Raw genomic sequence first — 26,718 nt, 5'->3', positions numbered from 1 at the left:
ATATGTTCGCGTGTCAGAATCTGTTTTTCAGCTTGAATCTCAATTTGCTCCCGCAGGGGATCAGCCCACGGCCATTGCCAAGTTGGTCGATGGCTTAGAATCGGGCCTAGCTTGCCAAACCCTATTGGGGGTAACAGGCTCGGGCAAGACATTCACTATCGCCAATGTGATCGCCCAACTGGGGCGCCCAACCATTATTATGGCGCCAAACAAGACGCTGGCGGCGCAGCTTTATGGCGAGATGAAAGAGTTTTTCCCCAATAATGCGGTGGAATACTTTGTCTCCTATTACGATTATTACCAGCCAGAAGCCTATGTGCCCGCATCAAACACCTTTATTGAAAAGGATGCGTCGGTTAACGCCCATATCGAGCAAATGCGACTCTCGGCGACTAAAGCCTTGTTGGAGCGTAAGGATGTCGTCTTGATTGCCTCTGTATCGGCAATTTACGGTCTGGGCGATCCCGATTCCTACATGAAGATGCTTTTGCACCTACGCCAGGGCGATACCATGGGGCAGCGGGATATTCTTAAGCGCTTGAGTGAGCTGCAATATACTCGTAACGATCTCGAGTTGCAGCGCGGTACTTTCCGCGCCCGTGGTGAAGTTATCGATATTTTCCCCGCCGATTCTGACCGCTACGGGATTCGGGTAGAACTCTTTGACGATGAAATTGAGCGCCTAAGCGAATTTGACCCGTTAACGGGGCAGATAGTTAAGCGTATCGCGCGCACCACTGTGTATCCCAAAACCCACTATGTGACGCCACGGGAAAAAATCCTTGAAGCGACTGAGTCAATTAAGCAAGAGCTGCGCGAGCGTAAGCAGTATCTGCTCGACAACAATAAGCTCATCGAAGCGCAGCGGATCCATGAGCGGGTGCAATACGATATCGAGATGATGGTTGAGTTGGGTTATTGCTCCGGCATTGAGAACTACTCCCGCTATTTGTCGGGACGGGCGCCGGGAGAAGGGCCACCAACCTTGCTGGATTATTTACCCGCCGATGGTTTGTTGATCATCGACGAGTCCCACGTCACTGTGCCGCAAATTGGTGCCATGTATAAGGGTGACCGCTCCCGTAAGACCACGCTTGTGGAATATGGCTTCCGTTTACCCTCGGCGCTGGATAACCGGCCATTGAAGTTCGAAGAGTTTGAGCAATTGATGCCGCAGACCATTTATGTGTCGGCAACGCCTAATCCTTACGAACTGGAGAAAAGCGACGGCGAGATTGTTGAGCAAGTCGTGCGGCCAACGGGATTGCTCGATCCCGAGTTAGAAGTGCGCCCGGTTAGCATTCAAGTGGATGATTTACTCTCCGAGGTCGCTAAACGCGTCGCCGTCAATGAGCGGGTGCTTGTTACCACCTTAACCAAGCGCATGTCGGAGGATTTAACCGAATACCTCGATGAACATGGCGTCAAAGTCCGTTATTTGCACTCGGATATCGATACCGTGGAGCGGGTGGAGATCATTCGCGATCTGCGCCTTGGTAAGTTTGATGTGCTGGTCGGTATCAACTTGTTACGCGAAGGCTTAGATATGCCGGAAGTCTCCTTGGTCTGTATTCTCGATGCGGATAAGGAAGGCTTTTTACGTTCGGAGCGTTCACTGATTCAGACCATTGGTCGCGCCGCTCGTAACGTCAATGGCAAGGTTATCCTCTATGCGGATAGGATCACTCAGTCGATGGCCAAGGCGATGGGAGAAACTGAGCGCCGCCGTGAGAAACAGCGCGCCTACAATCTTGAGCACGGCATTGTGCCTAAAGGGGTGGTGAAACGCATTACCGACGTAATGGATGTCGATGATGGTAGAGAGTCTGAAAAAGGTTATCGTCAGTCATCACTGAATAAAGTGGCTGAACCTAAAGCCAAACGTTATCAAGCCGATGCGGCGCAGCTGAGCCATGATATCGACAAGCTCGAGAAGCAAATGCATGAACATGCGCGTAACTTGGAGTTTGAACAGGCAGCGGCGCTACGCGATGAGGTGAAACGGTTACGGGAGTTGCTGATCACCGCTTAAATTTAGTGCCGAGTTTAAGCAAGGCGTTAGTACTCGACGCTTGGTGCTTAAAGATCGGCACTATAGTTCTCGGCAAAATAAAAGCCGCCAACACGACAGTGTTAGGCGGCTTTTTATTGACTCAATAGTCAAAGGAAATCGTTCAATTAGGCTTTTTGTTTGGTTAACATCGTGCGTTGGAGTACAAAGAATAGTAACGCGCAGACTAAGCCGCAGATCAGGCCGACTAAATGTGCCTCGGTGGCCACGCGTGCACCAATCATTGCGGTCACATCGTCACTTGCGCCATAAAACTGTTCGTGGCCGACTTTGACTATCACGCCGAGCAGCAGCAAATAACCCGAGCGCATTTTGCGGCGTATATCCTGCACAGCACCATAACTAAATAGGCCGTGTAACATGCCGCTCAGCCCAACATAGCCTAAGAGTTGCGGATAACCTAGATACAGGCCAATGCCTTCAAACAGACAGAGTAGGATAAACAGCGCGGTTAATCCTTTAAGTCGGTAATGAAAGTGGTGCAAAAACAACACTACCCATAATCCTGCGAGGTTCATCAACAGGTGCCAATGATTGGTATGCAGTAGATTGCCTGTGATCAGACGCCACCACTGGCCGTCACTGATAGCGCTGCGGCGATAGGCGAGCAAGTTATCTATGCTCGGGGTAAGAAGTCCCGCAACATACAAGAGTGCGCAGAGCAGACTGACGATTAGCGCCAACCAATAGGGGCCGAGTTTTTTTAACGTCACCAGTTTCACGTCTGCGGTTTACCCGTTTCAGTTGCCTTGTCGAGTGAGGCCATTACCTCTGCTTTATTTTGCAGGTAATCCTCTAAGCCGCGTTTACGAAGATGGCAGGCTGGGCATTCACCGCAACCATCGCCGACAATGCCGTTATAACAGGTCAGTGTATGGTGGCGAACTAAATCGAGCTGCTGATATTTATCGGCCAGCGCCCAGGTTTGGGCTTTGTTGAGCCACATTAATGGCGTGATGATCTCAAGCTTTTTATCCATGCCTTGCACCAGTGCCGATTCCATCGCGCGGACAAAGTCGTGGCGACAGTCGGGATAACCCGAAAAATCGGTTTCGCAGACACCGGTAATAATCGCCTCTGCCCCTAATTGATAGGCGTAGATCCCCGCTAAAGTCAAAAACAGGATATTACGACCGGGCACAAAGGTATTGGGTAAGCCATTTTCCATTAATTCGTGGGACACGGGGATCGCATCGCGGGTGAGGGCAGAAATCGCTAACTCATTGAGTAAGCTTACATCCATCACTTTATGGCTAGTGATCTTTAAGCGCTTGGCGAGGGATTTAGCAACTTCAATTTCTTCACGGTGACGCTGACCATAATCGAAGGTGATCCCGTGGACTTCATCAAACTGAGTTAAGGCTTGAATAAGACAAGTCGTTGAGTCTTGTCCGCCACTGAAAACCACTACCACCTTTGAAACTGATGCTGCTGACATAGGATCCACTTAAATTGACACATAAAATAGGGCGTAAGTGTAACTCAGGCGCTAGGGCTTGCAAACTCTTTGCTGGCGCGTGGCGACGGCTATGCGGCACTTGGTATCACAATGGCAGAGGCGGTAAAAACTTGCAGCTGCAGCTAAAATCCTCTATAAATGCCGCCCCAGAAAAACGGAACGCTAGCATGAATTACCCAGTCAACGAAGTCTTTGAAACCATTCAAGGTGAAGGTGTCTTTACCGGAGTGCCCGCCATTTTTGTGCGTTTACAGGGTTGCCCTGTGGGATGTGCATGGTGTGATACGAAACAGACTTGGGGTCTGCTTGAGGAAAATAAGGTGTCACCCCAACAAGTGATTACCGTCGATGGCTCCGTGGGGCGCTGGGCTAATCATACGGCGCAGAGTCTTATTGAGGCGTTCAACGCTAAGGGATACACGGCGCGCCATGTGGTGATCACAGGTGGTGAGCCTTGTATGTACGATCTGAATGAACTAACTCACACGCTTCATGCTGCCGGTTTTGCCACTCAAATCGAGACCAGTGGCACCTTTGAGGTGAAGTGCGATGCTGATACCTGGGTGACTGTCTCGCCCAAGGTGAATATGAAGGGCGGTTATCAGGTGTTAGCGCAAGCCTTGACTCGCGCCAACGAGATAAAGCATCCGATAGCGACCGAAAATCATATCGACGAACTCGATGAGTTACTCAAAGGGATTGATGTGTCAGTGAAAACTATTTGTCTGCAACCGATCAGCCAAAAACCAAGGGCGACGGAATTAGCCATGAAGGTGTGTATTGCCCGCAACTGGCGTTTATCGATTCAGACCCATAAGTACCTGAATATCGATTAATCGCCACTTAGCGCTGTGCACTGTTATTTAACGCTCCGAATGGGGCGTTTTTTTATTGGCTAAATCGATGTTTGCGAGAAATGCGTTTGAGCAAGCAAAAGTGCTAAAAGGGGGTCACACGGGTTATGGATTTGAAAACTTGGGAAATAAAGCGAGATAGAGAATGAAATGAGAAAGAAGTGGTGGAGGGAGAAGGATTCGAACCTTCGAAGGCGGAGCCGTCAGATTTACAGTCTGATCCCTTTGGCCACTCGGGAACCCCTCCACATATTTTCTTTCGCTTTCAAGTAGAACTTAAAAGACATCTTAAATCTTGGCCGGATTTAAGAGTAAAGCAAGTTTACAGCAGACTAACGATTGACGAACCACATAAGATAAAAGTGGTGGAGGGAGAAGGATTCGAACCTTCGAAGGCGGAGCCGTCAGATTTACAGTCTGATCCCTTTGGCCACTCGGGAACCCCTCCACGAGTATCTTTTATAGCATCGCTAATTGTTAGTGCAAATGGTGGAGGGAGAAGGATTCGAACCTTCGAAGGCGGAGCCGTCAGATTTACAGTCTGATCCCTTTGGCCACTCGGGAACCCCTCCTCAATTGCGGCCGCCATAGTAGTCAGAAACGTTTGGCATGTAAAGTCTAAATATGAAAATTTTCCTAAAGTTCTGGTTCAACTGGTCGATTAACTAACAACGAGTTGTTTTTGTGATGTTTTTTTATGCGAATCGATGTTCCTTTAATCAATGAAGCCCAAATTGGCTCCCGCTTAAATGCGGCAATCGAACACAACAGGCGAGGAGAGTTCGCCCTGTTGCTGTCGCTATTGTCTGCAGACGCGAGGGACATGGCGCAGTTTCAATGGCAAAAAGAGCTCGATAATGCAGAAAAATTACAACGTCAGTTCGAGTTACCCCCAAAGCAAGCACTTGTGGCGGATTTATCGACGGATAACAAGGTTACCGACAATAGTGCTGTTTTTGTCGAGCAAGGGGCGAGGGCGTTTCAATTGCAACAGGCGCTGCGCCCTGAAGCGTTAGTGATCCGCGGTGCTGAGCCTATCGCGATGGCCGAAGCCTTAAGCAATTGCGATCTCACCACACGTCTGCGCCAACGTGGCCAGTTGCCATCCCCGAAAATGGACGTCATGCATTTTGCCGATCAACTGGCGATTCAACGGAACTTAGTGCCGTTATTGGCCAGCGCCTAACGAGTATGTCGTCTTGCTTCCTAGTCGCTATCGGGCGGTTAAGCAAGATGCTGTCTTTAAAAGCACTGGTTGGGATGAAAGGAACTTGTTGGCCAAATAGCCGTCAACTGTGCTGATGCACAATAATAAGCGTGAGCTAAAGCTGAGTCTCTGCAGCCACTGTTATCTATAATAAGGCGTTAATGATGCTGGTTTAAGTTGATGCATCACCCTTACAGCGATTAGAGAGGAAAAACAGATGAAAGGTATCATTGCAGGACAAGCGGCTACCGTAAACGACACATGCACCGATTGCGGCAGTTTTGTGGATATTGGCGCTGTGATTGATGAGCAGGATACAGTGTTGGAGTTATCCTTCGCGGGTGCAGAGGCTGAGGTCGAAGCGACTAAGATGTTGGAGCGGGCTCAAGCGCGTTTTAGCCAAACCCAAGGGAATATTGTGCAGGATGAAGCGGGTGTTACCCTCAAGCTGGTCTTCGATGTGAGTGTCGAGAAAATGATTTTCCAATTAGAGAATGGCCTATGATGCAAGCGACTGTGAAGTCCGTTAGTGTTAATTTGTAATAAATTGTGGCCGATGTTGCTGTTTAAAATATAGATAGTGTAATCTGCATCAACAAAAATAATGATAAATCGGCTCCATTAACCCGCCGACACACAGGCGTGTTAGTCGCAGCAGTATCGTTTTACCCAACACGAAGTTTTGTAGGGATCAGAGTGAAGCGACGTCAGCATCAGCATTTAGTCGAGTCTTTAGTGCATTCCACAGCTAAACAGCAGGGGGATTTTACTAAGACCGCAGAGTTAGCCACTGAGCTACTTTGCCAAAATTTAGCCATTTCTCTGGTATCGGTGTGGATTTTTTCCGCCGATCAATCGAGCCAATCCCTGGTGGCGCAATTTGGCGCCATGGCCCTACAAGACACCTACCGACCTTCGCAGTTGCAGACACTGCCACGCTATTTAAATGAACTAAAAAGTCATAGACACATAGATGCGGGCAACACGCTTATCGATCCGCGCTTGACTGAGTTAGTCGATAACTACTTTGTCCCACGGCAGATTTTATCCAGTCTCGAGATTGGTATTCGCATTAACGGCCATCTCGAAGGTGTACTCTGTCTTGAGCGTGCGCAATTAACTCACCATTGGCACGATAGCGAAATCCATCTTGCCTGCCAAATGGCCGATCAACTGGCCCTCACGCTGGCCACCAAACACTCCTATGACAAAGAAGAGCGCTTAAGCCTGTTCCGCTGTGCCACCGAGCAGTCTCGCCAGATGAGCATGCTGATTAACCTGCACACCGAAAAAGTGGAATACGTGAATCAAGCTCACGCGGAGATCACTGGCTTAGCGCGTGAAAAAAGCATAGGCACCAATTTACGCGAGTTAAGTTTTTTTAAACAGCACAATGAATTAGCTGAACTAACGCTCGCGCAAATCTTCAGAGGCGAGCAGGCCAAGGGCGAAGTGCAATTTAATCGAGCCGATGGAAGTCGATACTGGCTTAAGTATGTGGTCAGCCAATTTATCACCGATCGAGGTAATCATTACGCCTTAGTCTCCGGCGAAGAAAGCACGGATGAACACAACTATAAAGCAGAGCTTGAGCGTTTAGCTTGGCGTTGTAGTTTGACTGGGCTGAATAACCGCAGTCACTTTAATCGAGTACTAGAGAAAACCAACAAGGGATTATTGTTACTCGTTGATTTAGTGGCTTTTAAGCGTTTTAACGATACTTATGGTCACGAAAATGGCGACAGCTTGCTGATTGAAATTGGCCGACGCTTAAAACATTTCTCTGAAATCAATAAGGCAACCGAAATTGCCCGCGTCGGTAGCGACGAGTTTGCCGTGTTGCTCACCGATGATAACGCGGTTTACGATCTGGATTATTTCAGTACCCGCCTGTATCAGCATTTAGCCATGCCGATTTTAATCGGTCGTGAGCAAATCGAGCCAAAACCCGCACTGGCAGTTGTCGATATCGCCTCGGTGGCAAATTTGTTTGCACCGCTAACTTGTGCCGATATTGCCGTGCAATACGCGAAAAAGAAAAAGGGCACTGCTATTCAAGTGTTTAACAGTGCCTTGCTCAGTGCTTTTAAGGAAGATGCGCAAATAGAGCGTGATTTACATAGTGCGATTCGCGGTCGTCAGTTTGAGCTTTATTATCAGCCCTTGAGGGATTTAGAGCAGCAAACCTATATCGGCGCCGAAGCACTGATCCGCTGGCATCACCCTAAAAGAGGCGTGCTGTATCCCGGCGCTTTTATCGATATTGCCGAACAATCTGGGATGATCAACGCCATTGGTAGCTGGGTACTGGAGGCCGCGTGCCGACAATTAAATATATGGCAGCACCATAATGCCGATTTAAGCATGCATGTTAATGTGTCGGCGCGGCAGTTTTTTAGTGGAAACCTGTATGAGCAAGTCTGGCAACTGCTGACGCGCTATCGTTTAAAGCCTAAGACCCTGATCCTTGAGATCACCGAGACGGAATTAATGGGCGACATTCGCCATGCCACGCTCTTATGTCAGGAATTGGCAGAGCTGGGTGTGGGGCTGGCCATCGATGACTTTGGTACGGGTTACAGCTCGATGCGCTATCTTAAACAGTTCCCGATCAGTAAGTTAAAAATCGACCGCTCCTTTATCTCCGATCTCACCATTAGCCGCGAAAGCCAAGAAATCGTCTCGGCCATTATTGCGATGGCAAGCGCGCTCAATATTTCCTTGACCGCAGAAGGGGTTGAAACCGCCGAGCAGGAAGCGTTTTTGGCCAAGAGTTTTTGCCATCAGGCGCAGGGGTATTTATACAGTCCTGCGTTGCGAGAGCCCGAATTTGCGCAATTCTTATTGGCGGCAAAAGAACCTAATCTTGTGACGCATTAACCAGTTAGATTAGTCGTACAGGTGATATAAAAACAAAAGGCAATCAATCGATTGCCTTTTGTTTTATCTGTGGACTTGGTTAACCCTTCATGCAGCACTGCTTAAACTTCTTACCGCTGTGGCAGACGCAGGGATCATTGCGCCCCGGTAATTTGGCATGCATTTGATGGCCTTTAGTGTAAAACCAACGACCTTGCTCGAAGATAAACTCTGAGCGCTCGTAAATGGCATCAATCTCGCCATTCATCTTATACCAGGCTTTGAAAGTTACAGTACCGAACTTGCTGCCATCGGGCTGGGTAGTGTCATTGGCGGATAATACATCGAGCCCTAACCATTCGGGATGTGGACCTTGTTGGAGCTGCTCAAGGGTTAAGCCATCGAGGTAAGCTGCATGGTGTGTTTTGATAATGTAATCAAAATTTTTCAACACAAAAGCGCAGTAGCGAGAGCGCATTAATTGCTCAGGACTTGTCGCCAGTTGTGCTCCTGAATCGAGCCCTAGATGCAGTGCTTGGCAGCAGTCTTGGTAGGATTTCTGGCTGCCGCAAGGGCAGTTTTTGTCGTGTGTCATAATGGTAATGCTTTAAAATATAATAGATTACTGCTTTTTCTTTTGGCTGTCCGGTAACGGTGGGAACTGGCGGCCATAGTAAAGATTGGGTACAGGTTTGGCATTCAAATAGAAACTGGGTTCGGCACGGTTATTCATATCCAGTGTGACGTTCCAGCGCTGCTGAGAGTCTTTTTGGGTGCCAATCACAAATTTGCCAGCAAATTCACTCACAGGTTCGCCAGTTTCTTCTGCGGGGTAAAAACGCACTAAATAATAGCCAGTGTCGAACGCGCTGTTGCCGGATAGCTTACGGTTGAGTACCCGGAAATCGATATCGATACGGGCCTTTTTATTGCGGATTTTATCGAAAAAACGTTGGTATATAGCAACAATGCTCTCACGGCCATAATAGATCTCTTTACTTTGGCTTTCAGAGAGATAGCTTGCATCTTTCGCATAAATCTCGGCGGTGACTTCGGGGGCAAGCTCAGTAAATGCTTTAGTGAACAGCGGATAATTAGCATTGATCAGCTGATCGGTTGTCATGGTTGTTTTGGCTTTTGCGGGAGTAGCAAAACTTGGAAGCGACAATAGGCATATCAGGGCTAGCAGCAAAAATCTCATTACATTATTCTAATCAAGCATTCATGGCGCCACTATAATGGAGGTGCCCGCTGAACTAAAGGGTTGAATGTTTACAAAGTGTGTTTCTGTTCTAAAAGTGCACACTGAGCGTTAAGAGTGGAGGAGCTTGCCATGCTAGATGATGAATCAGCACTGTTTTTTGAAGAAATGGCGGGGGTTGTGCCACTTAAGGGTGATGTGAAAGCGGTGAATTTGCAGCCTAAGGCACTAACGGAGGAGCAACTTCAGCGCCGTGATGCCTTGCAACGCGAGGCTTATTTAGCCTGCATGCCCTTGGATTTGAGTTTGATCCCGATAATAGCGCCCGATGATATTGCCAGTTTTAAGCGCGAAGGGGTACAAGGAGCGGTATTTAAGCGCTTAAGGCTGGGGCAGTACAGCGTTAAGATGGAATTAGATGTACATGCCTACCGTTTAAGTCAGGCCCGTGATGCGTTGCTCAATTATCTGTTAGCAGCGCAGGCCCATGGGGAACGCTGCGTCATGCTTATCCATGGTAAGGGCCATAACAGTAAACCCGTGGCTGGCCTGCTGAAATCTGCCGTCTGCCATTGGTTGTCTCAGCTTGATATGGTGCTGGCCTATCATTCGGCGAAAACCGAGCAGGGCGGCACGGGCGCCTTATATGTGATGCTGACTAAATCCGAACAGCTTAAGATTGAGAATAAAGAGGCAAATCGCAAGGGAATGGGTTGGCGTTAATAGGTTTCTGAATGCATTGATTTTATCTGATTGTTCCTCGCGTTCGTTACTAATACCGAAGCTTAAAAAGAAAATGCCCAACATCGTTGGGCATTTTTATCGGTTACATTTTCACACCTAAGAGCTTAGGTGTTACTGACGTCAGAGGCTTCATTTCGTCAGAGGCTTAATTACCAACCACATTGACGATTCGCCGCCGTGTTTTGCTCATCGAGCCAGGTTTTAAGCGGCGCAAAATAATCGAGTACGGCTTTGGCATCCATCCCCTCAGTACCTGTCACTTCTTTTAAAGCAACTGGCCAAGGTTGACTTGCACCCAGCTCTAACATTTTATTGAGCTTTTCCCCTGCAGCTTGGTTGCCATAAATACTGCATCTGTGCACAGGCCCTTTATCGCCAGCGGTATCACACAGTGCCTTATGGAACTGGAATTGTAGAATATGCGCGAGGAAGTAGCGCGTATAAGGCACGTTACCGGGCACATGGTACTTGGCACCTGGGTCAAAATCGGCTTCGCTGCGGTCTGTCGGCGCCTTAACGCCTTGGTATTTCTCTCTTAATTCCCACCAGGCTTGGTTATATTGTGCTGGAGTGATTTCACCGCTAAAGACTTTCCAGCGCCACTGGTCAATCATCAAACCAAAGGGTAGGAAGGCGATTTTATCCAGAGCTTGTTTCAGCAGTAAGCCAATATCCTTGGAAGCATCGGGCACGTCTTCGAGCAAGCCAATCTGTTTTAGATAGCTTGGGGTAATTGATAGCGCGATCGTGTCACCAATGGCCTCATGGAAACCATCATTGGCACTGTTTTTAAACAGGAAAGGCTGCTGTTTATAGGCACGTTGATAGAAGTTGTGCCCAAGTTCGTGGTGAATAACGGTGAAGTCTTCAGCGGTTTTCTGGATACACATCTTGATGCGAATATCGTCGAGGTTATCCAAATCCCACGCCGAGGCATGACAAACGACATCACGATCCTTGGGTTGCAAGAATAAAGAGCGGCTCCAAAAACTGTCTGGCAGCGGCGCAAAGCCTAACGAGGTGAAAAAGCTTTCGGCCTGTTTGACCATCTTGTGTTCATCATAGCCTTTTTGCTCGAGTAATTCTGTCACATCGTAGCCAGGATCGGCATCGTCAGGGGCGACGAGATCGTACACATTACCCCATTGCTGCGCCCACATATTTCCAAGTAAGTGTGCGGGAATAGGGCCAGTTTTTGGCGCGATGGCGTCACCGTATTCGTTATTCAGCTCGCCGCGAACATAACAATGCAGGGATTCGTAGAGAGGCTTAACTTGACCCCATAAACGATCTAATTCCTGTGAAAATTCATCGGGTTTCATATCGTATTGGCTGCGCCATAACTCAGAGAGGTTAGCGTAACCTAGATCTTTTGCACCTTCGTTGGCGAGTTCAACTTCACGTTGAAATAGCGGGCGCATCGGTTTTGCAATTTCACGCCAGCCTTTCCATGCCTCAAGCAGTTTGGCGGGGTCACGCGATTCCGCCATCAGGCTCGACAGCTCTGGCTGGGTCATACACTTGCCATCGGCGAAACAGTATTTGCCTTTACCATAGAGTCCATTGAGCTCGGAGCTGATTTGCGCCAGCTCAGCATTTTTGGCGGGATCAAGCGGCGCAGGTAACACGAGTGCGCTGCGCAGAATATTCAGTTTACGCGCATTGGCAGGATCGAGCTCCACATTGGCGAACTTGGCGGCTTCGGTGGCGAATTTGACCGACGCGGCACTGACTTTTTCACCCACTGCGGCCGAGAGTGCAGCGGTATCTTCGGTGATGAAGTTACTGTAAATCCATTCGGCGCGATTCGCTTCGATAGAGAGCTGCGCCATCTGGGCTTCAGCATCTTGAATAAAGGCGATGGCCTGAGCTTTATCGGGCGCGGCCTGAGTTGCAGCTGGTGCCGCTGCAGTGGTTTCGGCCTTGCTTTGGGCATCATTACAGGCGGTTAAACCTAAGGTTAGCGCTATGGTGAGCGCAAGAGTGGTGGGACGATTCAATAGAATAGCCATGTATTGCAGTCCTTTGTTGTTTTTGTGTTAAGCATTCTACCTAAGCACAGTGTTTTTTGCACAGGACTTGATGACTTTTCATGGTTTTTTGCAATAGATGTGAGTGGCCTGTTAATCCCTGTCAGCAAGGCGCAGCTTATTTGGCCATTTTTCGTTTGACAACTCCCATACCAATGTTTAATTTAAACGAGTGTTTTAAATTAATTCAAGGTCACGGAATGGCAAGTCGATCCGATACAAAAACTAGAATACTTGATGCCGCAGAGAAGCTTTTTGCCGAAAGGGGGTTTTCTGAGACGTCATTGCGACTTATTACCAGCAAGGCGGAGGTTAACTTAGCCTCGGTGAACTATCACTTTGGCTCTAAAAAAGAGTTAATTCGCGCCGTGTTAGCCCGCTATTTAGACGTGTTTATGCCCGCCGCATCGACGGCCATAAAACGCTTGCATACAGCGCCAACACAAGCTTCGTTAGAGGAGATTTTCTCTGCGTTAGTCGATCCATTATTGGATTTGAACGAGCTGCGCACCGAAGGCACGACAATTTTCCTACAATTGCTGGGTCGCGGTTACATTGAAAGCCAAGGGCACCTGCGTTGGTTTATCACCACCCATTATGGGCAGCATTTAGACACCTTTGTAAAAGCTGTTTCGGCCAGTGCACCGCATATTCCTCCTGCTGAAATGTTTTGGCGCTTACACTTTACCCTAGGCACGATTGTTTTCACCATGGCGTCAGCCGATGCGCTCAATGATATTGCCGCGGCCGAATTTGGTGAGCATAACGACATCGAAGCCGTGATCCGTAAAGTGATCCCCTACATGGCAGCGGGCGTATCTGTCCCCGTGGCTTCTTAATAAAAGGTCTTGATTATGTTGACGATTATAATTATTGCCCTGATTGCGATTATTGCGCTGTTTGCAGTAAAGAGCCTTCGGATGCAATTTATCACCCAGCCGGTTTTTCACTTCTTTAAAAAAGTATTACCGCCATTATCCGATACCGAGCGCGAAGCGATGGAAGCGGGTGATGTGTGGTGGGAAGGCGAGCTATTCCGCGGTAATCCAAATTGGAATACCCTGCACAGCTACGGTAAACCCACACTCACGGCTGAAGAGAAAGACTTTATCGATAATCAGGTGATGACCGCCCTGAAGATGATCGATGATTTTGATATCGTGCATAACCGTAAGGATTTGCCACCAGAGCTGTGGGACTACTTTAAGAAAGAAGGCTTTTTTGCGCTGATCATCCCGAAAAAGTTTGGTGGTCGTGCGTTTTCTGCCTACGCCAACTCGACGATTGTGAGTAAATTAGCCAGCCGCAGCGTGAGTGCCGCGGTCACTGTGATGGTGCCAAACTCATTAGGCCCTGGTGAGCTTTTGACTCACTATGGCACTAAGGAGCAAAAGGAGCGCTGGTTACCTGCATTAGCTAAGGGTGATGAGATCCCATGCTTTGCATTAACTGGTCCAGAAGCAGGTAGTGATGCGGGCGCTATCCCCGATGTGGGTATTGTTTGCCGTGGTGAGTTTAACGGTGAAGAAGTTTTAGGCCTGAAATTAACCTGGGACAAGCGTTATATTACCCTCGCACCAGTGGCAACCGTATTAGGTTTAGCCTTCCAGATGCGCGATCCTGATGGTTTGCTTGGTGATAAAAAGAATTTAGGTATTACCTGTGCCTTGATCCCAACCGATCATCCTGGTGTTGTCATTGGCCGTCGTCATAATCCGCTCAACATGGCGTTTATGAACGGGACTACTAAGGGCGAAGAAGTCTTTATTCCGCTGGATTGGATCATCGGTGGTCCTGAGTTTGCGGGCAGAGGCTGGCGCATGCTGGTTGAATGTTTATCGGCGGGTCGCGGTATTTCTCTGCCTGCATTGGCTACCGCGTCTGGCCATATGGCGACCAAAACCACCACGGCTTACAGCTATGTGCGTCATCAATTTGGTATGGCGATTGGCAACTTTGAAGGTGTGCAGGAAGCGCTGGCGCGCATTATCGCCAATACTTATCAATTGGAAGCGGCGCGCCGTTTAACCACCACGGGGATCGATCTTAAAGTTAAACCTTCAGTGGTGACAGCGATTGCCAAATTCCACATGACTGAACTTGGCCGCGCGGTGATGAACGATGCGATGGATATTCAGTCGGGTAAGGGCATTCAATTAGGACCTAAAAACTACTTAGGCCACCCTTATATGTCGAATCCTATTTCGATTACCGTTGAAGGAGCGAACATTTTGACGCGTTCCTTGATGATTTTTGGTCAAGGTGCAACCCGTTGCCATCCTTATGTGTTGGCCGAAATGGAAGCCGCGGCGATGGAAAACGAGCACGATGCGCTCGAGCGTTTCGACTCGCTGTTAATGGGTCATATGGGTTACGCCACTCGTAACGCGTTTAGCGCCTTATTCAACGCCTTGACTGCCAGCCGCTTTGGTAGTGCGCCAGTGAGCGGTGAAACTAAGCAGTATTATAAAGATATGTCGCGCATTTCATCGGCATTAGCCTTGATGACAGATATTTCGATGCTGATCATGGGCGGCGATTTGAAGCGTAAGGAAATGTTGTCGGCACGTATGGGGGATGTGTTAAGCCAGCTGTACTTAGGCTCGGCTACCCTAAAACTGTTTGAAGACAATGGCCGTCAACAGGACGATTTACCCGCGGTGCGTTATGTGATGGCAAATCGCTTGCACTTAGCAGCTAAAGCGCTTGAAGAAGTGATCCGTAACTTCCCGAACCGCCCATTTGCATGGCTGCTACGTGCGCTGATTTTCCCCATCGGCAACCATTTCAACGCGCCTAGCGATAAAATGGGGACCGAATTGGTCTCTGGCATGTTAAAACCAAGTCCTGCCCGTGAACGCATTACTTTCCTATGCCCTGAGTTTGAAGGCGACGTGGGTGGTATTGCTGAAGTTGAACAGGCCTTCGTGGCGCAATATGCCTGTAAAGAGATTTACAAGAAGCTCAAGAAAGCGCAACGCGCCGGTGAGTTACCAGCCAAAGTGCCTAACTTGGTGTTATTTGCTAAAGCGTTGGAGCAGGGCACTGTGACTCAAGATGAGCATCAAAAGCTGTTACATGCTGATAAGCTGCGCTTAGCGGCCATCAATGTGAATGATTTTGAAGCCTTATAATCCGATCGGCTAGCACGACTGCAATCGTTTCTAGCCTGACAAGATATAAAAAACCACCTCAATTGAGGTGGTTTTTGTTTTTAAGCTTGATGACGGTTAGCCTTACTCTTTACGTCTAGCTAACGCCAATCAGCAAAAATTATGCAACGATCAACACTTTACAAGTGTTAGTGCCGCCGATAGTTTCCATCGCATCACCCTTGGTCATTAATACCAAGTCGCCACTCTGCAGATAACCCGCAGTTGTTAATGATTCCAACGCTTTTTGCGCTAACTCATCGGCAGGATAAATGGTTGAGTCGAAGTAAATCGGTAACACACCACGGTACAGTGCCATCTTCGCCAGCGTTGTCTCATGGCGTGATAAACCAAGGATGGGTAAAGATGAACTGATACGTGACATCAGTTTAGGTGTTGCGCCAGACTCAGTTAAGGCAATAATTGCTTTCACGCCTTCTAAGTGGTTAGCAGCATACATAGTCGATAGTGCAATCGTTTCTTCAACTGAAGTGAAACGTGCATCTAATCTGTGCTTAGAAACTTTCACGCTTGGGTGAGATTCGGCACCGATACACACATTCGCCATCGCCTTAACGGTTTCTTCTGGGAAGTCACCAGCAGCAGTTTCGGCAGACAGCATCACTGCGTCAGTACCATCGAGCACGGCGTTGGCCACGTCCATGACTTCCGCGCGAGTAGGCATTGGGCTCGAAATCATTGACTCCATCATTTGAGTCGCAGTGATCACGATTTTATTCAGTTGACGAGAGCGAGCGATAAGCTTCTTCTGTACTGCTACAAGCGCTGCATCACCAATCTCAACCCCTAAGTCACCACGGGCAACCATGACTACGTCAGAGGCTAAAATTACATCATCCATCGCTTCTTCGCTAGCCACGGCTTCAGCACGTTCTACTTTTGCGACGATCAGTGCATTACTGCCAGCTTGCTGCGCTAAAGAACGCGCGTATTCCAGATCGGCGCCACTACGTGGGAAAGACACGGCTAAGTAATCCACTTGGATCATGGCCGCAGTCAGGATATCAGCCTTGTCTTTTTCAGTCAGAGCCGCTGCAGATAGACCACCACCTTGTTTGTTGATCCCTTTATTGTTTGATAGAGGGCCAGCAACGGTAACAGTCGTGTGCACTTTACGACCTTCAACGCGCTCAACACGCAGTTGTACACGGCCGTCGTCGAGCATCAGGATATCGCCAATTTTCACATCGTCTGGCAATTGCTTGTAGTCGATACCGACTTGATTCTCGTCGCCTTCGCCTTTACCTAACTCGGCATCCAGAATGTAGGCTTGACCTAAGTTCAGTTGAACTTTTTTGTTGTCTTTAAAGGTAGATACACGGATCTTAGGACCTTGTAAGTCACCTAAAATAGCAACATGGACACCTAATTCTTTTGCAATTTCGCGAGCTTGAGTCGCGCGTTTGAGATGATCTTCGGGGGAACCGTGGGAGAAGTTAAGACGAACAACGTTTGCACCTGCCGCGATAATACGGCGTAAGTTATCGTCACGGTCAGTGGCGGGGCCCAGAGTGGTGACGATTTTGGTTCTGCGGAACATAAGATACTCCGTTAAAGTTAAAAAATCTTGGGGCTATATTACCATGCAATTCCAAATTATGTAGTAAAGTTACAATCAAATTGATCTAAAGTTATGTTTCAAATTTGTGAGGTATCGCTGAAATTTGCTTTAAAAAAGGCTAGACGGGCGATTTGCACTAGCCTTTTTTAAGATAGGAAGTGAATTACAGTATCGGATCTTTATTGATACGAGACTCTTTCAACACTTCTTTCACACGCTTTAAATTGTCACGGAAACGTGGGCCGCGGCGTAGGGTAAAACCAGTCGCCAATACATCTATAGTCACCAATTGCGCTAAACGCGAGGCCATAGGCAAATACATATCGGTATCTTCAGGCACTTCCATCGTCACGGGCAGTGTACATTCCATGGATAACGGTGAGTTACGAGCCGTAATACCAATCACAGCCGCGCCGTTTTCTCTCGCTAAACGCGCTATTTCTATCAATGATTTAGTGCGGCCTGTATGGGAAATCAGCACCACAACATCGCCTTCATTGCTGTTAATACAGCTCATGCGCTGCATCAGAACATCGTCAAAACAGATGACAGGCACATTAAAACGGAAAAATTTATTCTGGGCATCATGGGCAACGGAGGCCGAAGCGCCTAAGCCAAAGAAGGAGATGGTTTTGGCTTGAGTCAGAATATCCACGGCTTTATTGATGGCAGTGACGTCTAAGCTTTGACGTGCTGTATCTAAGGAAGCCATTGATGATTCGAAAATTTTTGTCGTGTAAGACTCTGGAGAGTCATCTTCTTCCACATGGCGGCTCACATAAGGCGTACCGTTTGCGAGACTTTGCGCCAGATGTAACTTAAAATCAGGAAAGCCTTTAGTATCTAAGCGGCGACAGAAACGGTTCACAGTAGGTTCACTCACATCTGCCATCTTAGCTAGAGTGGCAATACTCGAGTGAATAGCTGTTTGCGGAGAGGCTAAGATCACCTCTGCAACCTTGCGTTCTGACTTACTAAAATGGGTGAGGCTTTTTTGAACCTTTTCTAGGGTATTCATACGCGTACGTCCGCTAAATTGAGAATGTAATTTTATTTATTTTTGTTTAGTGCTGCTGATCTGTTTCAGGATCTCACTAATCGACACTGCTTAAGTAAGTTTTAAGTACATTTTTGAAATAAGAATTTACTATCATCAGTAATTTAAGCACAAAAAGCATATCAGATTTATGCCCTAGGTGCCTAGTTAGCAAGAATGTTAATATTGATAAAAATAGATGCATTTAACAAATTCTGTTGTTATATTACAACAAAAGTGTGGATTTCTTCATTGGCATGAAGGGACACGACATACAAAGGAGAGCGTAACGCAATGGGCAAAACAACATCAGGCGCCAAAGCTTGTGACTTCGTACTCTTTGGTACTAAAGGCGACTTGGCACGACGCAAGTTGTTACCTTCTTTATACCAGCTAGATAAAGCTGAACTTCTGGATAAAAACACCAAAGTCATTGGGGTTGCCAAAGATGAGTTCAGTCAGGATGAATTTAGAGAACTCGTCATCCTTGCGTTAAAAACCTTCGTAAAAGAACCGCTCTGCGAAGAGACTGTCGAACGTTTCTTGTCCCGCTGCCATTATGTCGGCACGAATTTCACCGAATCTGCAGGCTACAGCGCCTTCCATGAATTGCTCAAACCAGAAGAGCGCGTCATGGTCAGTTATTTTGCCACCCCTCCTGCGATTTTTGGTGATATCTGCCGCTGTCTACACGAACAAAATCTTATCCATAGCGATTCTCGCGTGGTACTCGAAAAGCCCATTGGCTCTGATCTCGCTTCTTCCCGCGTGATTAACGATCAAGTTTCTGCCTACTTCAAAGAAAACCAAGTTTATCGTATCGACCATTACTTAGGTAAAGAGACGGTCCAAAACCTGATTGCGCTGCGTTTTGCTAACTCGTTATTCGCGTCTAAGTGGGACAACCGGACCATTGACCATGTCCAGATCACCGTTGCTGAAGAAGTGGGTATCGAAGGCCGTTGGGGTTACTTCGATAAAGCCGGTCAGATGCGCGATATGATCCAAAACCACTTACTGCAAGTGTTGACACTGGTTGCCATGGATCCTCCGGTTAACTTAGATGCCGACAGTATTCGCGATGAAAAAGTGAAAGTACTGAAGTCGCTGCGCCCAATTAATGCCGACAATGTCTATGAAAACACTGTCCGTGGTCAGTACAGTGCCGGCTTCCTCAAGGGCAGTCCAGTTCCTGGGTATTTAGAGGAAGAGGGCGCTAACCTTCAGTCCCACACCGAAACCTTTGTGGCGCTGCGTGTCGATATCGACAACTGGCGTTGGGCGGGCGTGCCATTTTATCTGCGTAGCGGTAAACGCATGCCGTTCAAGAGCTCTGAAATTGTGGTGTATTTTAAAAACCCACCCCACAACTTGTATCGCTCAAGCTACCGTAACTTGCCACCTAACAAGTTAACCATCCGTCTGCAACCACATGAAGGGGTTGAGATCCAGATGATGAACAAGGTGCCGGGGCTAGAGCAGAAGCAACGTTTACAAACCACTAAACTCGACTTGAGTTTCTCGGATACCTTTAAAAATGAGCGTATCGCCGATGCTTACGAGCGTCTGTTGCTCGAAGCCATGCTCGGTAACCAAGCACTGTTCGTTCGCCGTGACGAAGTAGAGCAGGCTTGGACTTGGGTGGATGGCATCATCCAATCATGGGAACAAAGTAACGAGAAACCGAAACCTTATCCTGCGGGCACTTGGGGACCTGTAGCGTCGGTCGCGCTGATCACCAAAGACGGCCGTTCGTGGGATGAATAGGGGGCTTCGATGATTAAAGAAACCGTATTTAAATCCTTTGATACACCTGCAGCGCTCGAGCAACAGTTGGCGAATAAGATCGCCAGCCAGTTGCAAGAGGCTGTGGATGCGCGTGGTAAGGCTAGCTTAGTCGTTTCCGGCGGCTCAACACCGCTGAAACTGTTTGAGCTCCTCAGCATGAAATCCATCGATTGGAGTGATGTTTATGTCACGCTCGCCGATGAGCGCTGGGTAGATGTGGAAGACAGTGCATCGAATGAGCGTTTAGTGCGTGAACATTTACTGCAAAACCGCGCGGCCAATGCCAAGTTCCGCGGATTAAAGAATATGTTTTCCACCGCCGAAGCGGGCGCCGATATGACCGCCGAGTCGCTGTCTAATTTTCCGCGTCCCTTCGATGTAGTGGTGCTCGGTATGGGCAACGATGGTCACACTTGCTCATGGTTCCCTTGCAGCGCCGAGTTAAATGATGCCTTGAGCACTCAGGCCCTGTGTGTGGCAACCAATCCCACCACAGCGCCCCACGGCCGGATCACATTATCTAAGAATGCGATCCTCAATAGCAGACAGATTTATCTGCATTTGGTCGGGGAACAGAAATTATCCGTATATCGTCAAGCCTTAGAAAATGATGATGTTAATGCTATGCCCATCAGAGCCGTATTAGCGCAGCGTAAAACGCCCGTTGACGTGTTCTGGAGCGCTTAAGGAGTCACTCTCATGCACTCAGTCGTTCAATCTGTTACCGACAGAATTATTGCCCGTAGCAAAGCATCTCGTGAAGCGTATTTAGCCGCGTTAAATGATGCTCGTAACCATGGCGTACACCGTAGCTCCTTAAGCTGCGGTAACTTAGCCCACGGTTTTGCTGCTTGTAGTCCAGATGACAAAAATTCATTGCGTCAACTGACCAAAGCTAACATCGGGATTATTACCGCATTCAACGATATGTTGTCTGCACACCAACCCTATGAAACCTATCCTGAATTGCTGAAAAAAGCTTGTCAGGAAGTGGGCAGTGTTGCACAGGTCGCAGGTGGTGTACCCGCGATGTGTGACGGTGTGACTCAAGGTCAACCCGGGATGGAACTGAGCTTACTGAGTCGTGAAGTGATTGCCATGGCGACGGCGGTGGGCTTATCCCACAACATGTTTGATGGCGCCTTATTACTGGGTATCTGCGACAAAATCGTGCCGGGCTTATTGATTGGCGCCTTAAGTTTTGGCCATTTACCTATGCTGTTTGTGCCTGCAGGCCCAATGAAGTCGGGGATCCCAAACAAGGAAAAAGCCCGTATTCGCCAGCAATTTGCCCAAGGTAAAGTCGATAGAGCGCAGCTGCTTGAAGCCGAAGCGCAGTCTTACCACAGCGCTGGTACCTGTACCTTCTACGGTACGGCCAACTCGAATCAGCTGATGCTTGAAGTGATGGGGCTGCAATTGCCGGGTTCATCATTTGTAAATCCTGACGATCCACTGCGTGAAGCCCTGAATAAAATGGCGGCCAAGCAAGTGTGCCGCTTAACCGAACTGGGTACTCAATACAGCCCAATCGGTGAAGTGGTTAACGAGAAATCCGTCGTGAACGGCATAGTGGCGCTACTGGCAACGGGTGGTTCAACTAACTTAACCATGCACATTGTGGCGGCGGCGCGTGCGGCCGGCATTATCGTTAACTGGGATGATTTTTCTGAATTATCTGACGCGGTTCCATTATTGGCACGTGTTTATCCAAACGGTCATGCGGACATTAACCACTTCCACGCCGCAGGCGGTATGGCTTTCCTTATCAAGGAATTACTCGATGCGGGCCTACTGCACGAGGATGTCAACACAGTTGCAGGTTTTGGTCTACGTCGTTACACCCAAGAGCCCAAATTACTCGATGGCGAGGTGCGCTGGGTAGATGGTCCAACCGTCAGCCTAGATACCGAAGTATTAACGTCTGTCGCTACGCCTTTCCAAAACAACGGTGGCTTAAAACTGCTTAAGGGCAACTTGGGTCGTGCTGTGATTAAAGTGTCAGCCGTGCAAGAAAAGCACCGTGTAGTTGAAGCGCCAGCCGTGGTGATTGACGATCAAAACAAACTGGATGCGCTGTTTAAATCCGGCGCATTAGACCGAGATTGTGTGGTGGTAGTAAAAGGTCAAGGGCCGAAAGCGAACGGTATGCCAGAGCTGCACAAGTTAACGCCGCTGTTAGGCTCTTTGCAGGATAAAGGCTTTAAAGTGGCACTGATGACCGACGGTCGTATGTCAGGCGCATCGGGCAAAGTACCAGCAGCGATTCACTTAACGCCAGAGGCTATCGATGGCGGGCTGATTGCCAAAGTGCAAGATGGCGATCTTATTCGTGTCGACGCGCTGACCGGTGAGCTGAGCTTATTGGTCTCTGATGCCGAACTTGCCGCGAGAACCGCTACAGAAATCGATTTACGCCACTCACGCTATGGAATGGGTCGTGAGTTGTTTGGGGCACTGCGTTCAAACTTAAGCAGTCCAGAAACCGGTGCGCGCAGTACCAGCGCCATTGACGAACTTTATTAATACAAAGGAAGAATACCGCAATGCTTGAGAATAACTGGTCATTACAACCACAAGATATTTTTAAACGCAGCCCTATTGTTCCTGTTATGGTCATTAACAAGATTGAACATGCGGTGCCGTTGGCTAAAGCCTTAGTCGCTGGCGGGATCAGCGTTTTGGAAGTGACATTACGTACTCCATGCGCCCTCGAAGCTATCACTAAAATCGCCCAAGAAGTGCCTGAGGCACTTGTTGGCGCGGGTACCATTTTAAATGAAGCCCAGCTCGATCAAGCGATTGCCGCCGGCGCACAATTTATTATCACCCCAGGGGCGACGGTTGAGCTGCTTAAAGCGGGTATGCAAGGCCCTGTGCCTTTGATCCCTGGCGTTGCCAGTATCTCCGAAGTGATGACGGGCATGGCGCTCGGTTACACACACTTTAAATTCTTCCCAGCGGAAGCTTCGGGCGGTGTGGATGCGCTAAAAGCATTCTCTGGCCCATTAGCGGATATCCGTTTCTGCCCAACGGGTGGAATTACGCCAAGCAGCTATAAAGATTACTTAGCGCTGAAAAATGTGGATTGTATCGGCGGCAGTTGGATTGCCCCAACCGATGCAATGGAGCAGGGCGATTGGGCGCGTATCACCCAATTGTGTAAAGATGCGATTGGCGGACTCTAAGCCGTTTACTTGCGGAACGCACTGATAATAAAAAACCACCTTGCGGTGGTTTTTTATTGCCTGTTCAGCGCTACATCTCTTTGCTGAGTTCCACGTTCGAGCCGGCCTTGGGGCTAAATAACTGCTGGTACAGTCGTCCGGCAAATTCATCCGTCATGCCAGAAATATAATCCGCCAACACCCTGTGGCTGTTTTGACCTTGCAGCTCACTGGTGCGCCAACGTTCTTGGGTATTGAGTGGTAATAACCGCTCAGGATCCGAGGCAAACGCCTCAAAGAGCCCCATTACAATCTGTTGTCCCTTGTATTCTAGCATTTGGATCTCGGGTTTACGGATAACGTATTTAAACACTAACTGCTTTAGCACATTGAGCGCATTAGCAAATTCGGGTTCGAGGCTGGCATTAAACCGCAGCAACGGTTCCTCGAAAGCCGGATCGTCGTTGATAATAATGGCGGTGACAAAACCATTTACTAAGGTACCGATGGCATCCTTTCGCAGATGATGTTCATGGGAGAAGAGCTTAGTGCCGATATCGGCAAGCTCCTGGCGGATCCAAGGATCGCCACTGTGCTTAAGTGTCGGCGCCACATCCTGTTGCCATTGTGAGGCGGTGACTATGCCCATGACAATCGCATCTTCAAGATCGTGCACGGCGTAGGCGATGTCGTCTGCCAGCTCCATAATCGAGCAATCGAAGGATTTAAACTGAGTGCGTAGATGCGGGTAGTTTGGCTGCAGGCTCGGCTGAACGGAGGTAAAGCGCGCTCTATCGGCAACGGATAACGGTTCCAGTACCCAATCGAAAATGTCGCTATCATCGTCGAATATGCCTTTAACAGGCGGCCATTGTGATGGTTTAAGCTGTCTGTGATTGGTGATTTCAGGATGTGATCCCGGCACAAAGAGCAGTGATTGCGGCGCGGGATATTTTAAAATGCCGAGCATAGTACGGCGGCACAGATTCATCCCAAAGGCCTCGGTATAAGGCTCGAGTTTCGAGAGAATACGAAACGTCTGGCCATTGCCTTCAAAGCCACCGTGGTGGCGCATCATATAGTTGAGCGCGACTTCACCGCCGTGACCAAAGGGTGGATGGCCAATATCATGGGCAAGACAGAGGGATTCGAGTAGGCTCATCGAGCCTAATAAAGGCTTATGCTCGGGATACTTGCGGCTGAGCTGTGCGGCGATGCCCGTGCCGATTTGTGACACTTCGAGTGAATGGGTTAAGCGTGTGCGATAAAAGTCATTCATGCCCACCCCAAGCACTTGGGTTTTGGCCTGTAGGCGGCGAAAAGCGGCGGAGTGGAGGATCCTTGCTCTGTCCCTTTGGAAAGGGCTTCGATGATCATTACGTCTTTGTTTATCTTCGCCATGGCGGCGTTCTTGCCAAACACTTGAGCTCATATGCATTCCTAGCGAGAGTGATACATCACAACATCTTGTTAATTTCGTCTAAATTCAAGGTGAAACTTGGCACAAAGCAATCCATAAAATATTTCACCGCCGGATCGGAATTGGCCGCCAGCATGGCTTCGAGTCGTTTACGCGCGGTATTAAATTCGGTGTTGCCAGCGCGGTTTTCCTCTAGACATTTAAGGTAAGCGCACAGGGTATCGGCGGATTTGACTATGGCTTTGTAAATCGGATCGGCGTAATCGCTAATAAACAGGCTGCGATAATCCTCTTTAAATTCATCGGGTACCATATCGAGCATACGCTGCTCGGCAATGGCCTCAATCTTCTTATACTCGGCTTCGATTTCTTTATTAAAGTACTTTACCGGAGTCGGTAAGTCGCCAGTTAAAATCTCACTGGCATCATGGAAAATCGCTAAACTGGTCGCCTGATGGGCATCGAGCGTGGTGCCAAATTTCTTATTACTGATAATAACTAGGGCATGGGCCACCATGGCAACTTGCAGTGAATGCTCTTGAACGTTTTCGGTGCGCACGTTGTACATTAAGGGCCAGCGCTGGATAAGTTTCATTCGGGCGAGGTGGGCAAATAAATGACTCATAATGCTCCTTTATATGAATGCCGGATCGCACAACACTCAACTCGAGGTAAATTGGCGAGAAGCGTGGCTTAAAAATACGGCTTAAAAATACTGCATAAAAAAGTACGGTGATGAAGCTTTAGCCTAACACAGGCAAGAGGATAAGTGAGTGGAATGATTGAAGAGTTTTTACGCACTGCAAAAAATAAAGCGACCCAGTGGATCGCTTTAGTCGAGGTTAACCTAATGGTCATCTTGGCGGTGAGACTAAAACATTATTGTTTGTAGGTCTCGAGGAAATTGCCAAACTCTGTCAATGCTTTAGTCAAATCTTCCTTATAGGGTAAAAACACCACTCTTAAATGATCCGGCTCTGGCCAGTTAAAGGCGCTGCCGTGGACGAGGAGGATTTTTTTATCCCTGAGCAAATCGAGTACTAAGCGCTCATCATCCCTGAGGTTGAACTTTTTCATGTCCAGTTTGGGGAAGGCGTACAGTGCCCCCTTGGGCTTTTTCACGCTCACACCGGGAATTTGGTTCAATAACTCATAACAGGTATCGCGCTGAACCGTTAAGCGGCCGCTAGGTAAAATCAGCTCATTAATGCTTTGGTAACCGCCGAGCGCGGTTTGAATCGCGTGTTGATTCGGCACGTTGGCACATAGGCGCATCGAGGAGAGCATCTCTAAACCTTCGATATAACTCTTGGCTGCCTTAAGATTGCCAGACAACATCATCCAACCGACACGAAAGCCCGCTGCGCGATAGGCTTTTGAAAGACCATTAAAGGTCACGGTTAAGATATCGTCAGAGAGGCTCGCGGCCGGAATATGTTTGGCCTCGTCGTATAAAATCTTATCGTAGATTTCATCGGCAAACAGGATCAGGTTGTGCTCGCGGCAGAGCTCGATAACTTGCAGCAGTAATTCTTTGCTGTAAACAGCGCCCGTAGGGTTGTTCGGGTTAATCAGCACAATACCACGGGTACGAGACGAAATTTTGCTCTTAATATCATCAAGATCCGGGAACCAATCCGCCTCTTCATCGCAGCGGTAATGTACCGCTTTACCGCCGGCTAAATTCGCCGCCGCGGTCCATAGCGGATAGTCGGGAGAGGGGATAAGCACTTCATCATCGGTGTTTAATAAGCCCTGCATGGCCATCATAATCAGCTCTGACACACCATTACCGATATAGACATCTTCGATATCGACGCCTTTAATGCCCTGTGCTTGATAATGCTGCACAATCGCCTTGCGGGCAGAGAATAATCCTTTCGACTCACAGTAGCCTTGAGCGCTGGGAAGATTGAGGATCACATCGCGCACAATTTCTTCCGGCGCTTCAAAACCGAAGGGGGCGGGGTTACCAATGTTGAGTTTGAGGATGCGGTGTCCCTCGTCTTCTAAACGTCTGGCTTCCTTGTGCACTGGGCCGCGGATGTCGTAGCAAACAGTATCCAACTTGTTGGACTTGATGATAGGGCGCATTTACACCTCGAAACATGCAGTTAATTTAGGCTTAAGTTTGTGCACCATAACGAA

22 protein-coding genes and 3 tRNA genes are annotated in these 26,718 nt (G+C 48.4%); 12 read left to right on the top strand and 13 right to left on the bottom strand.

Features of this window, described 5'->3' with window-relative positions; translation table 11 throughout:
• The first annotated feature begins 10 nt into the window (after positions 1-10).
• A complete protein-coding gene (gene uvrB, locus SHEWMR4_RS10845) occupies positions 11-2,032 on the top strand; it encodes an excinuclease ABC subunit UvrB (RefSeq protein ID WP_011622824.1) in 2,022 nt (673 codons plus the stop codon).
• 146 nt (positions 2,033-2,178) lie between these two features.
• On the opposite strand, the gene rrtA is transcribed toward uvrB, so the two are convergent.
• The gene (gene rrtA / locus SHEWMR4_RS10840) at positions 2,179-2,793 is read right to left on the bottom strand and encodes a rhombosortase (RefSeq protein WP_011622823.1); all 615 of its coding nucleotides are present in this window, start codon (positions 2,791-2,793) and stop codon (positions 2,179-2,181) included.
• Positions 2,790-3,509 carry a 7-cyano-7-deazaguanine synthase QueC gene (gene queC, locus SHEWMR4_RS10835; protein ID WP_011622822.1) on the bottom strand — a complete coding sequence of 240 codons (720 nt, stop codon included), beginning with the start codon at positions 3,507-3,509 and terminating at the stop codon, positions 2,790-2,792. The genes rrtA and queC overlap by 4 nt, the downstream gene beginning before the upstream one ends.
• Before the next feature lie 188 nt (positions 3,510-3,697).
• On the opposite strand from queC, the gene queE reads away from it, so the two are divergent.
• On the top strand, positions 3,698-4,366 hold the full coding sequence (queE, locus tag SHEWMR4_RS10830; protein WP_011622821.1) for a 7-carboxy-7-deazaguanine synthase QueE: 669 nt from the start codon (positions 3,698-3,700) through the stop codon (positions 4,364-4,366).
• A gap of 180 nt (positions 4,367-4,546) precedes the next feature.
• Here queE and SHEWMR4_RS10825 read toward each other — a convergent pair.
• From SHEWMR4_RS10825 to SHEWMR4_RS10815, 3 genes are all read right to left on the bottom strand, one after another.
• Positions 4,547-4,631, bottom strand: a tRNA-Tyr gene (locus tag SHEWMR4_RS10825).
• Positions 4,632-4,747: 116 nt separating this feature from the next.
• Positions 4,748-4,832: transfer RNA gene (locus SHEWMR4_RS10820), tRNA-Tyr, on the bottom strand.
• A 39-nt stretch (positions 4,833-4,871) separates the two neighbouring features.
• Positions 4,872-4,956, bottom strand: a tRNA-Tyr gene (locus SHEWMR4_RS10815).
• A gap of 125 nt (positions 4,957-5,081) precedes the next feature.
• Between SHEWMR4_RS10815 and SHEWMR4_RS10810 the strand changes: the two genes are divergently transcribed.
• From SHEWMR4_RS10810 to SHEWMR4_RS10800, 3 genes are all read left to right on the top strand, one after another.
• On the top strand, positions 5,082-5,570 hold the full coding sequence (locus SHEWMR4_RS10810; RefSeq protein WP_011622820.1) for a VC2046/SO_2500 family protein: 489 nt from the start codon (positions 5,082-5,084) through the stop codon (positions 5,568-5,570).
• A gap of 238 nt (positions 5,571-5,808) precedes the next feature.
• On the top strand, positions 5,809-6,096 hold the full coding sequence (locus SHEWMR4_RS10805) for a DUF406 family protein (RefSeq protein WP_011622819.1): 288 nt from the start codon (positions 5,809-5,811) through the stop codon (positions 6,094-6,096).
• A 191-nt stretch (positions 6,097-6,287) separates the two neighbouring features.
• Positions 6,288-8,471, top strand: coding sequence for a putative bifunctional diguanylate cyclase/phosphodiesterase (locus tag SHEWMR4_RS10800; RefSeq protein ID WP_011622818.1), 2,184 nt, complete (start codon positions 6,288-6,290; stop codon positions 8,469-8,471).
• Between the two features lie 79 nt (positions 8,472-8,550).
• On the opposite strand, the gene SHEWMR4_RS10795 is transcribed toward SHEWMR4_RS10800, so the two are convergent.
• Both SHEWMR4_RS10795 and SHEWMR4_RS10790 read right to left on the bottom strand, forming a co-directional pair.
• Positions 8,551-9,045 carry a YchJ family protein gene (locus SHEWMR4_RS10795; protein WP_011622817.1) on the bottom strand — a complete coding sequence of 165 codons (495 nt, stop codon included), beginning with the start codon at positions 9,043-9,045 and terminating at the stop codon, positions 8,551-8,553.
• Positions 9,046-9,072: 27 nt separating this feature from the next.
• The gene (locus SHEWMR4_RS10790; protein WP_011622816.1) at positions 9,073-9,651 is read right to left on the bottom strand and encodes a hypothetical protein; all 579 of its coding nucleotides are present in this window, start codon (positions 9,649-9,651) and stop codon (positions 9,073-9,075) included.
• A gap of 132 nt (positions 9,652-9,783) precedes the next feature.
• Here SHEWMR4_RS10790 and smrA point away from each other — a divergent pair, with 132 nt between their 5' ends.
• Positions 9,784-10,374 carry a DNA endonuclease SmrA gene (smrA, locus tag SHEWMR4_RS10785; protein WP_011622815.1) on the top strand — a complete coding sequence of 197 codons (591 nt, stop codon included), beginning with the start codon at positions 9,784-9,786 and terminating at the stop codon, positions 10,372-10,374.
• A gap of 170 nt (positions 10,375-10,544) precedes the next feature.
• On the opposite strand, the gene SHEWMR4_RS10780 is transcribed toward smrA, so the two are convergent.
• A complete protein-coding gene (locus tag SHEWMR4_RS10780; RefSeq protein WP_011622814.1) occupies positions 10,545-12,407 on the bottom strand; it encodes a M2 family metallopeptidase in 1,863 nt (620 codons plus the stop codon).
• 218 nt (positions 12,408-12,625) lie between these two features.
• Between SHEWMR4_RS10780 and SHEWMR4_RS10775 the strand changes: the two genes are divergently transcribed.
• On the top strand, positions 12,626-13,264 hold the full coding sequence (locus SHEWMR4_RS10775) for a TetR/AcrR family transcriptional regulator (RefSeq protein WP_011622813.1): 639 nt from the start codon (positions 12,626-12,628) through the stop codon (positions 13,262-13,264).
• A gap of 15 nt (positions 13,265-13,279) precedes the next feature.
• A complete protein-coding gene (locus SHEWMR4_RS10770; RefSeq protein ID WP_011622812.1) occupies positions 13,280-15,559 on the top strand; it encodes an acyl-CoA dehydrogenase in 2,280 nt (759 codons plus the stop codon).
• A 139-nt stretch (positions 15,560-15,698) separates the two neighbouring features.
• On the opposite strand, the gene pyk is transcribed toward SHEWMR4_RS10770, so the two are convergent.
• Both pyk and SHEWMR4_RS10760 read right to left on the bottom strand, forming a co-directional pair.
• Positions 15,699-17,138 (bottom strand): pyruvate kinase, encoded by a 1,440-nt coding sequence (pyk, locus tag SHEWMR4_RS10765; RefSeq protein ID WP_011622811.1) that lies wholly within the window; start codon positions 17,136-17,138, stop codon positions 15,699-15,701.
• Between the two features lie 184 nt (positions 17,139-17,322).
• On the bottom strand, positions 17,323-18,177 hold the full coding sequence (locus SHEWMR4_RS10760) for a MurR/RpiR family transcriptional regulator (RefSeq protein ID WP_011622810.1): 855 nt from the start codon (positions 18,175-18,177) through the stop codon (positions 17,323-17,325).
• A 312-nt stretch (positions 18,178-18,489) separates the two neighbouring features.
• Here SHEWMR4_RS10760 and zwf point away from each other — a divergent pair, with 312 nt between their 5' ends.
• Genes zwf through SHEWMR4_RS10740 form a run of 4 tightly spaced genes read left to right on the top strand, consistent with a single transcriptional unit; the run spans position 18,490 to position 23,171 of the window.
• Entirely contained in the window at positions 18,490-19,962 is a 1,473-nt protein-coding gene (gene zwf / locus SHEWMR4_RS10755) for a glucose-6-phosphate dehydrogenase (protein WP_011622809.1), read from the top strand.
• A gap of 9 nt (positions 19,963-19,971) precedes the next feature.
• Positions 19,972-20,670: a 6-phosphogluconolactonase gene (gene pgl, locus SHEWMR4_RS10750; protein ID WP_011622808.1), complete on the top strand. Its 699-nt coding sequence runs from the start codon at positions 19,972-19,974 to the stop codon at positions 20,668-20,670.
• 12 nt (positions 20,671-20,682) lie between these two features.
• The gene (edd, locus tag SHEWMR4_RS10745) at positions 20,683-22,509 is read left to right on the top strand and encodes a phosphogluconate dehydratase (RefSeq protein ID WP_011622807.1); all 1,827 of its coding nucleotides are present in this window, start codon (positions 20,683-20,685) and stop codon (positions 22,507-22,509) included.
• Positions 22,510-22,529: 20 nt separating this feature from the next.
• Entirely contained in the window at positions 22,530-23,171 is a 642-nt protein-coding gene (locus SHEWMR4_RS10740) for a bifunctional 4-hydroxy-2-oxoglutarate aldolase/2-dehydro-3-deoxy-phosphogluconate aldolase (RefSeq protein WP_011622806.1), read from the top strand.
• A 70-nt stretch (positions 23,172-23,241) separates the two neighbouring features.
• Here the strand turns inward: SHEWMR4_RS10740 and SHEWMR4_RS10735 are convergent, their stop codons facing one another.
• The 3 genes from SHEWMR4_RS10735 to SHEWMR4_RS10725 form a co-directional block, all read right to left on the bottom strand.
• Positions 23,242-24,582: an anti-phage deoxyguanosine triphosphatase gene (locus SHEWMR4_RS10735; RefSeq protein WP_011622805.1), complete on the bottom strand. Its 1,341-nt coding sequence runs from the start codon at positions 24,580-24,582 to the stop codon at positions 23,242-23,244.
• Between the two features lie 25 nt (positions 24,583-24,607).
• Positions 24,608-25,195, bottom strand: coding sequence for a 5'-deoxynucleotidase (yfbR, locus tag SHEWMR4_RS10730; RefSeq protein ID WP_011622804.1), 588 nt, complete (start codon positions 25,193-25,195; stop codon positions 24,608-24,610).
• Positions 25,196-25,449: 254 nt separating this feature from the next.
• On the bottom strand, positions 25,450-26,664 hold the full coding sequence (locus tag SHEWMR4_RS10725; protein WP_011622803.1) for a pyridoxal phosphate-dependent aminotransferase: 1,215 nt from the start codon (positions 26,662-26,664) through the stop codon (positions 25,450-25,452).
• Positions 26,665-26,718: the final 54 nt, after the last annotated feature.

It is taken from the genome of Shewanella sp. MR-4 (assembly GCF_000014685.1).
Taxonomy (GTDB): domain Bacteria; phylum Pseudomonadota; class Gammaproteobacteria; order Enterobacterales; family Shewanellaceae; genus Shewanella.
Note: the sequence above shows the minus strand (reverse complement) of the source record. Positions and strands in the feature narration are given on the sequence as shown.

Excerpts from the sequence above, each read along its gene's own strand:
- queC (WP_011622822.1), bottom strand. The coding sequence starts at position 3,509 with ATGTCAGCAGCATCAGTTTCAAAGGTGGTAGTGGTTTTCAGTGGCGGA.
- queE (WP_011622821.1), top strand. The coding sequence starts at position 3,698 with ATGAATTACCCAGTCAACGAAGTCTTTGAAACCATTCAAGGTGAAGGT.
- SHEWMR4_RS10810 (WP_011622820.1), top strand. The coding sequence starts at position 5,082 with ATGCGAATCGATGTTCCTTTAATCAATGAAGCCCAAATTGGCTCCCGC.
- SHEWMR4_RS10805 (WP_011622819.1), top strand. The coding sequence starts at position 5,809 with ATGAAAGGTATCATTGCAGGACAAGCGGCTACCGTAAACGACACATGC.
- SHEWMR4_RS10795 (WP_011622817.1), bottom strand. The coding sequence starts at position 9,045 with ATGACACACGACAAAAACTGCCCTTGCGGCAGCCAGAAATCCTACCAA.
- SHEWMR4_RS10790 (WP_011622816.1), bottom strand. The coding sequence starts at position 9,651 with ATGAGATTTTTGCTGCTAGCCCTGATATGCCTATTGTCGCTTCCAAGT.
- smrA (WP_011622815.1), top strand. The coding sequence starts at position 9,784 with ATGCTAGATGATGAATCAGCACTGTTTTTTGAAGAAATGGCGGGGGTT.
- SHEWMR4_RS10780 (WP_011622814.1), bottom strand. The coding sequence starts at position 12,407 with ATGGCTATTCTATTGAATCGTCCCACCACTCTTGCGCTCACCATAGCG.
- SHEWMR4_RS10775 (WP_011622813.1), top strand. The coding sequence starts at position 12,626 with ATGGCAAGTCGATCCGATACAAAAACTAGAATACTTGATGCCGCAGAG.
- SHEWMR4_RS10770 (WP_011622812.1), top strand. The coding sequence starts at position 13,280 with ATGTTGACGATTATAATTATTGCCCTGATTGCGATTATTGCGCTGTTT.
- pyk (WP_011622811.1), bottom strand. The coding sequence starts at position 17,138 with ATGTTCCGCAGAACCAAAATCGTCACCACTCTGGGCCCCGCCACTGAC.
- SHEWMR4_RS10760 (WP_011622810.1), bottom strand. The coding sequence starts at position 18,177 with ATGAATACCCTAGAAAAGGTTCAAAAAAGCCTCACCCATTTTAGTAAG.
- zwf (WP_011622809.1), top strand. The coding sequence starts at position 18,490 with ATGGGCAAAACAACATCAGGCGCCAAAGCTTGTGACTTCGTACTCTTT.
- pgl (WP_011622808.1), top strand. The coding sequence starts at position 19,972 with ATGATTAAAGAAACCGTATTTAAATCCTTTGATACACCTGCAGCGCTC.
- edd (WP_011622807.1), top strand. The coding sequence starts at position 20,683 with ATGCACTCAGTCGTTCAATCTGTTACCGACAGAATTATTGCCCGTAGC.
- SHEWMR4_RS10740 (WP_011622806.1), top strand. The coding sequence starts at position 22,530 with ATGCTTGAGAATAACTGGTCATTACAACCACAAGATATTTTTAAACGC.
- SHEWMR4_RS10735 (WP_011622805.1), bottom strand. The coding sequence starts at position 24,582 with ATGAGCTCAAGTGTTTGGCAAGAACGCCGCCATGGCGAAGATAAACAA.
- yfbR (WP_011622804.1), bottom strand. The coding sequence starts at position 25,195 with ATGAGTCATTTATTTGCCCACCTCGCCCGAATGAAACTTATCCAGCGC.
- SHEWMR4_RS10725 (WP_011622803.1), bottom strand. The coding sequence starts at position 26,664 with ATGCGCCCTATCATCAAGTCCAACAAGTTGGATACTGTTTGCTACGAC.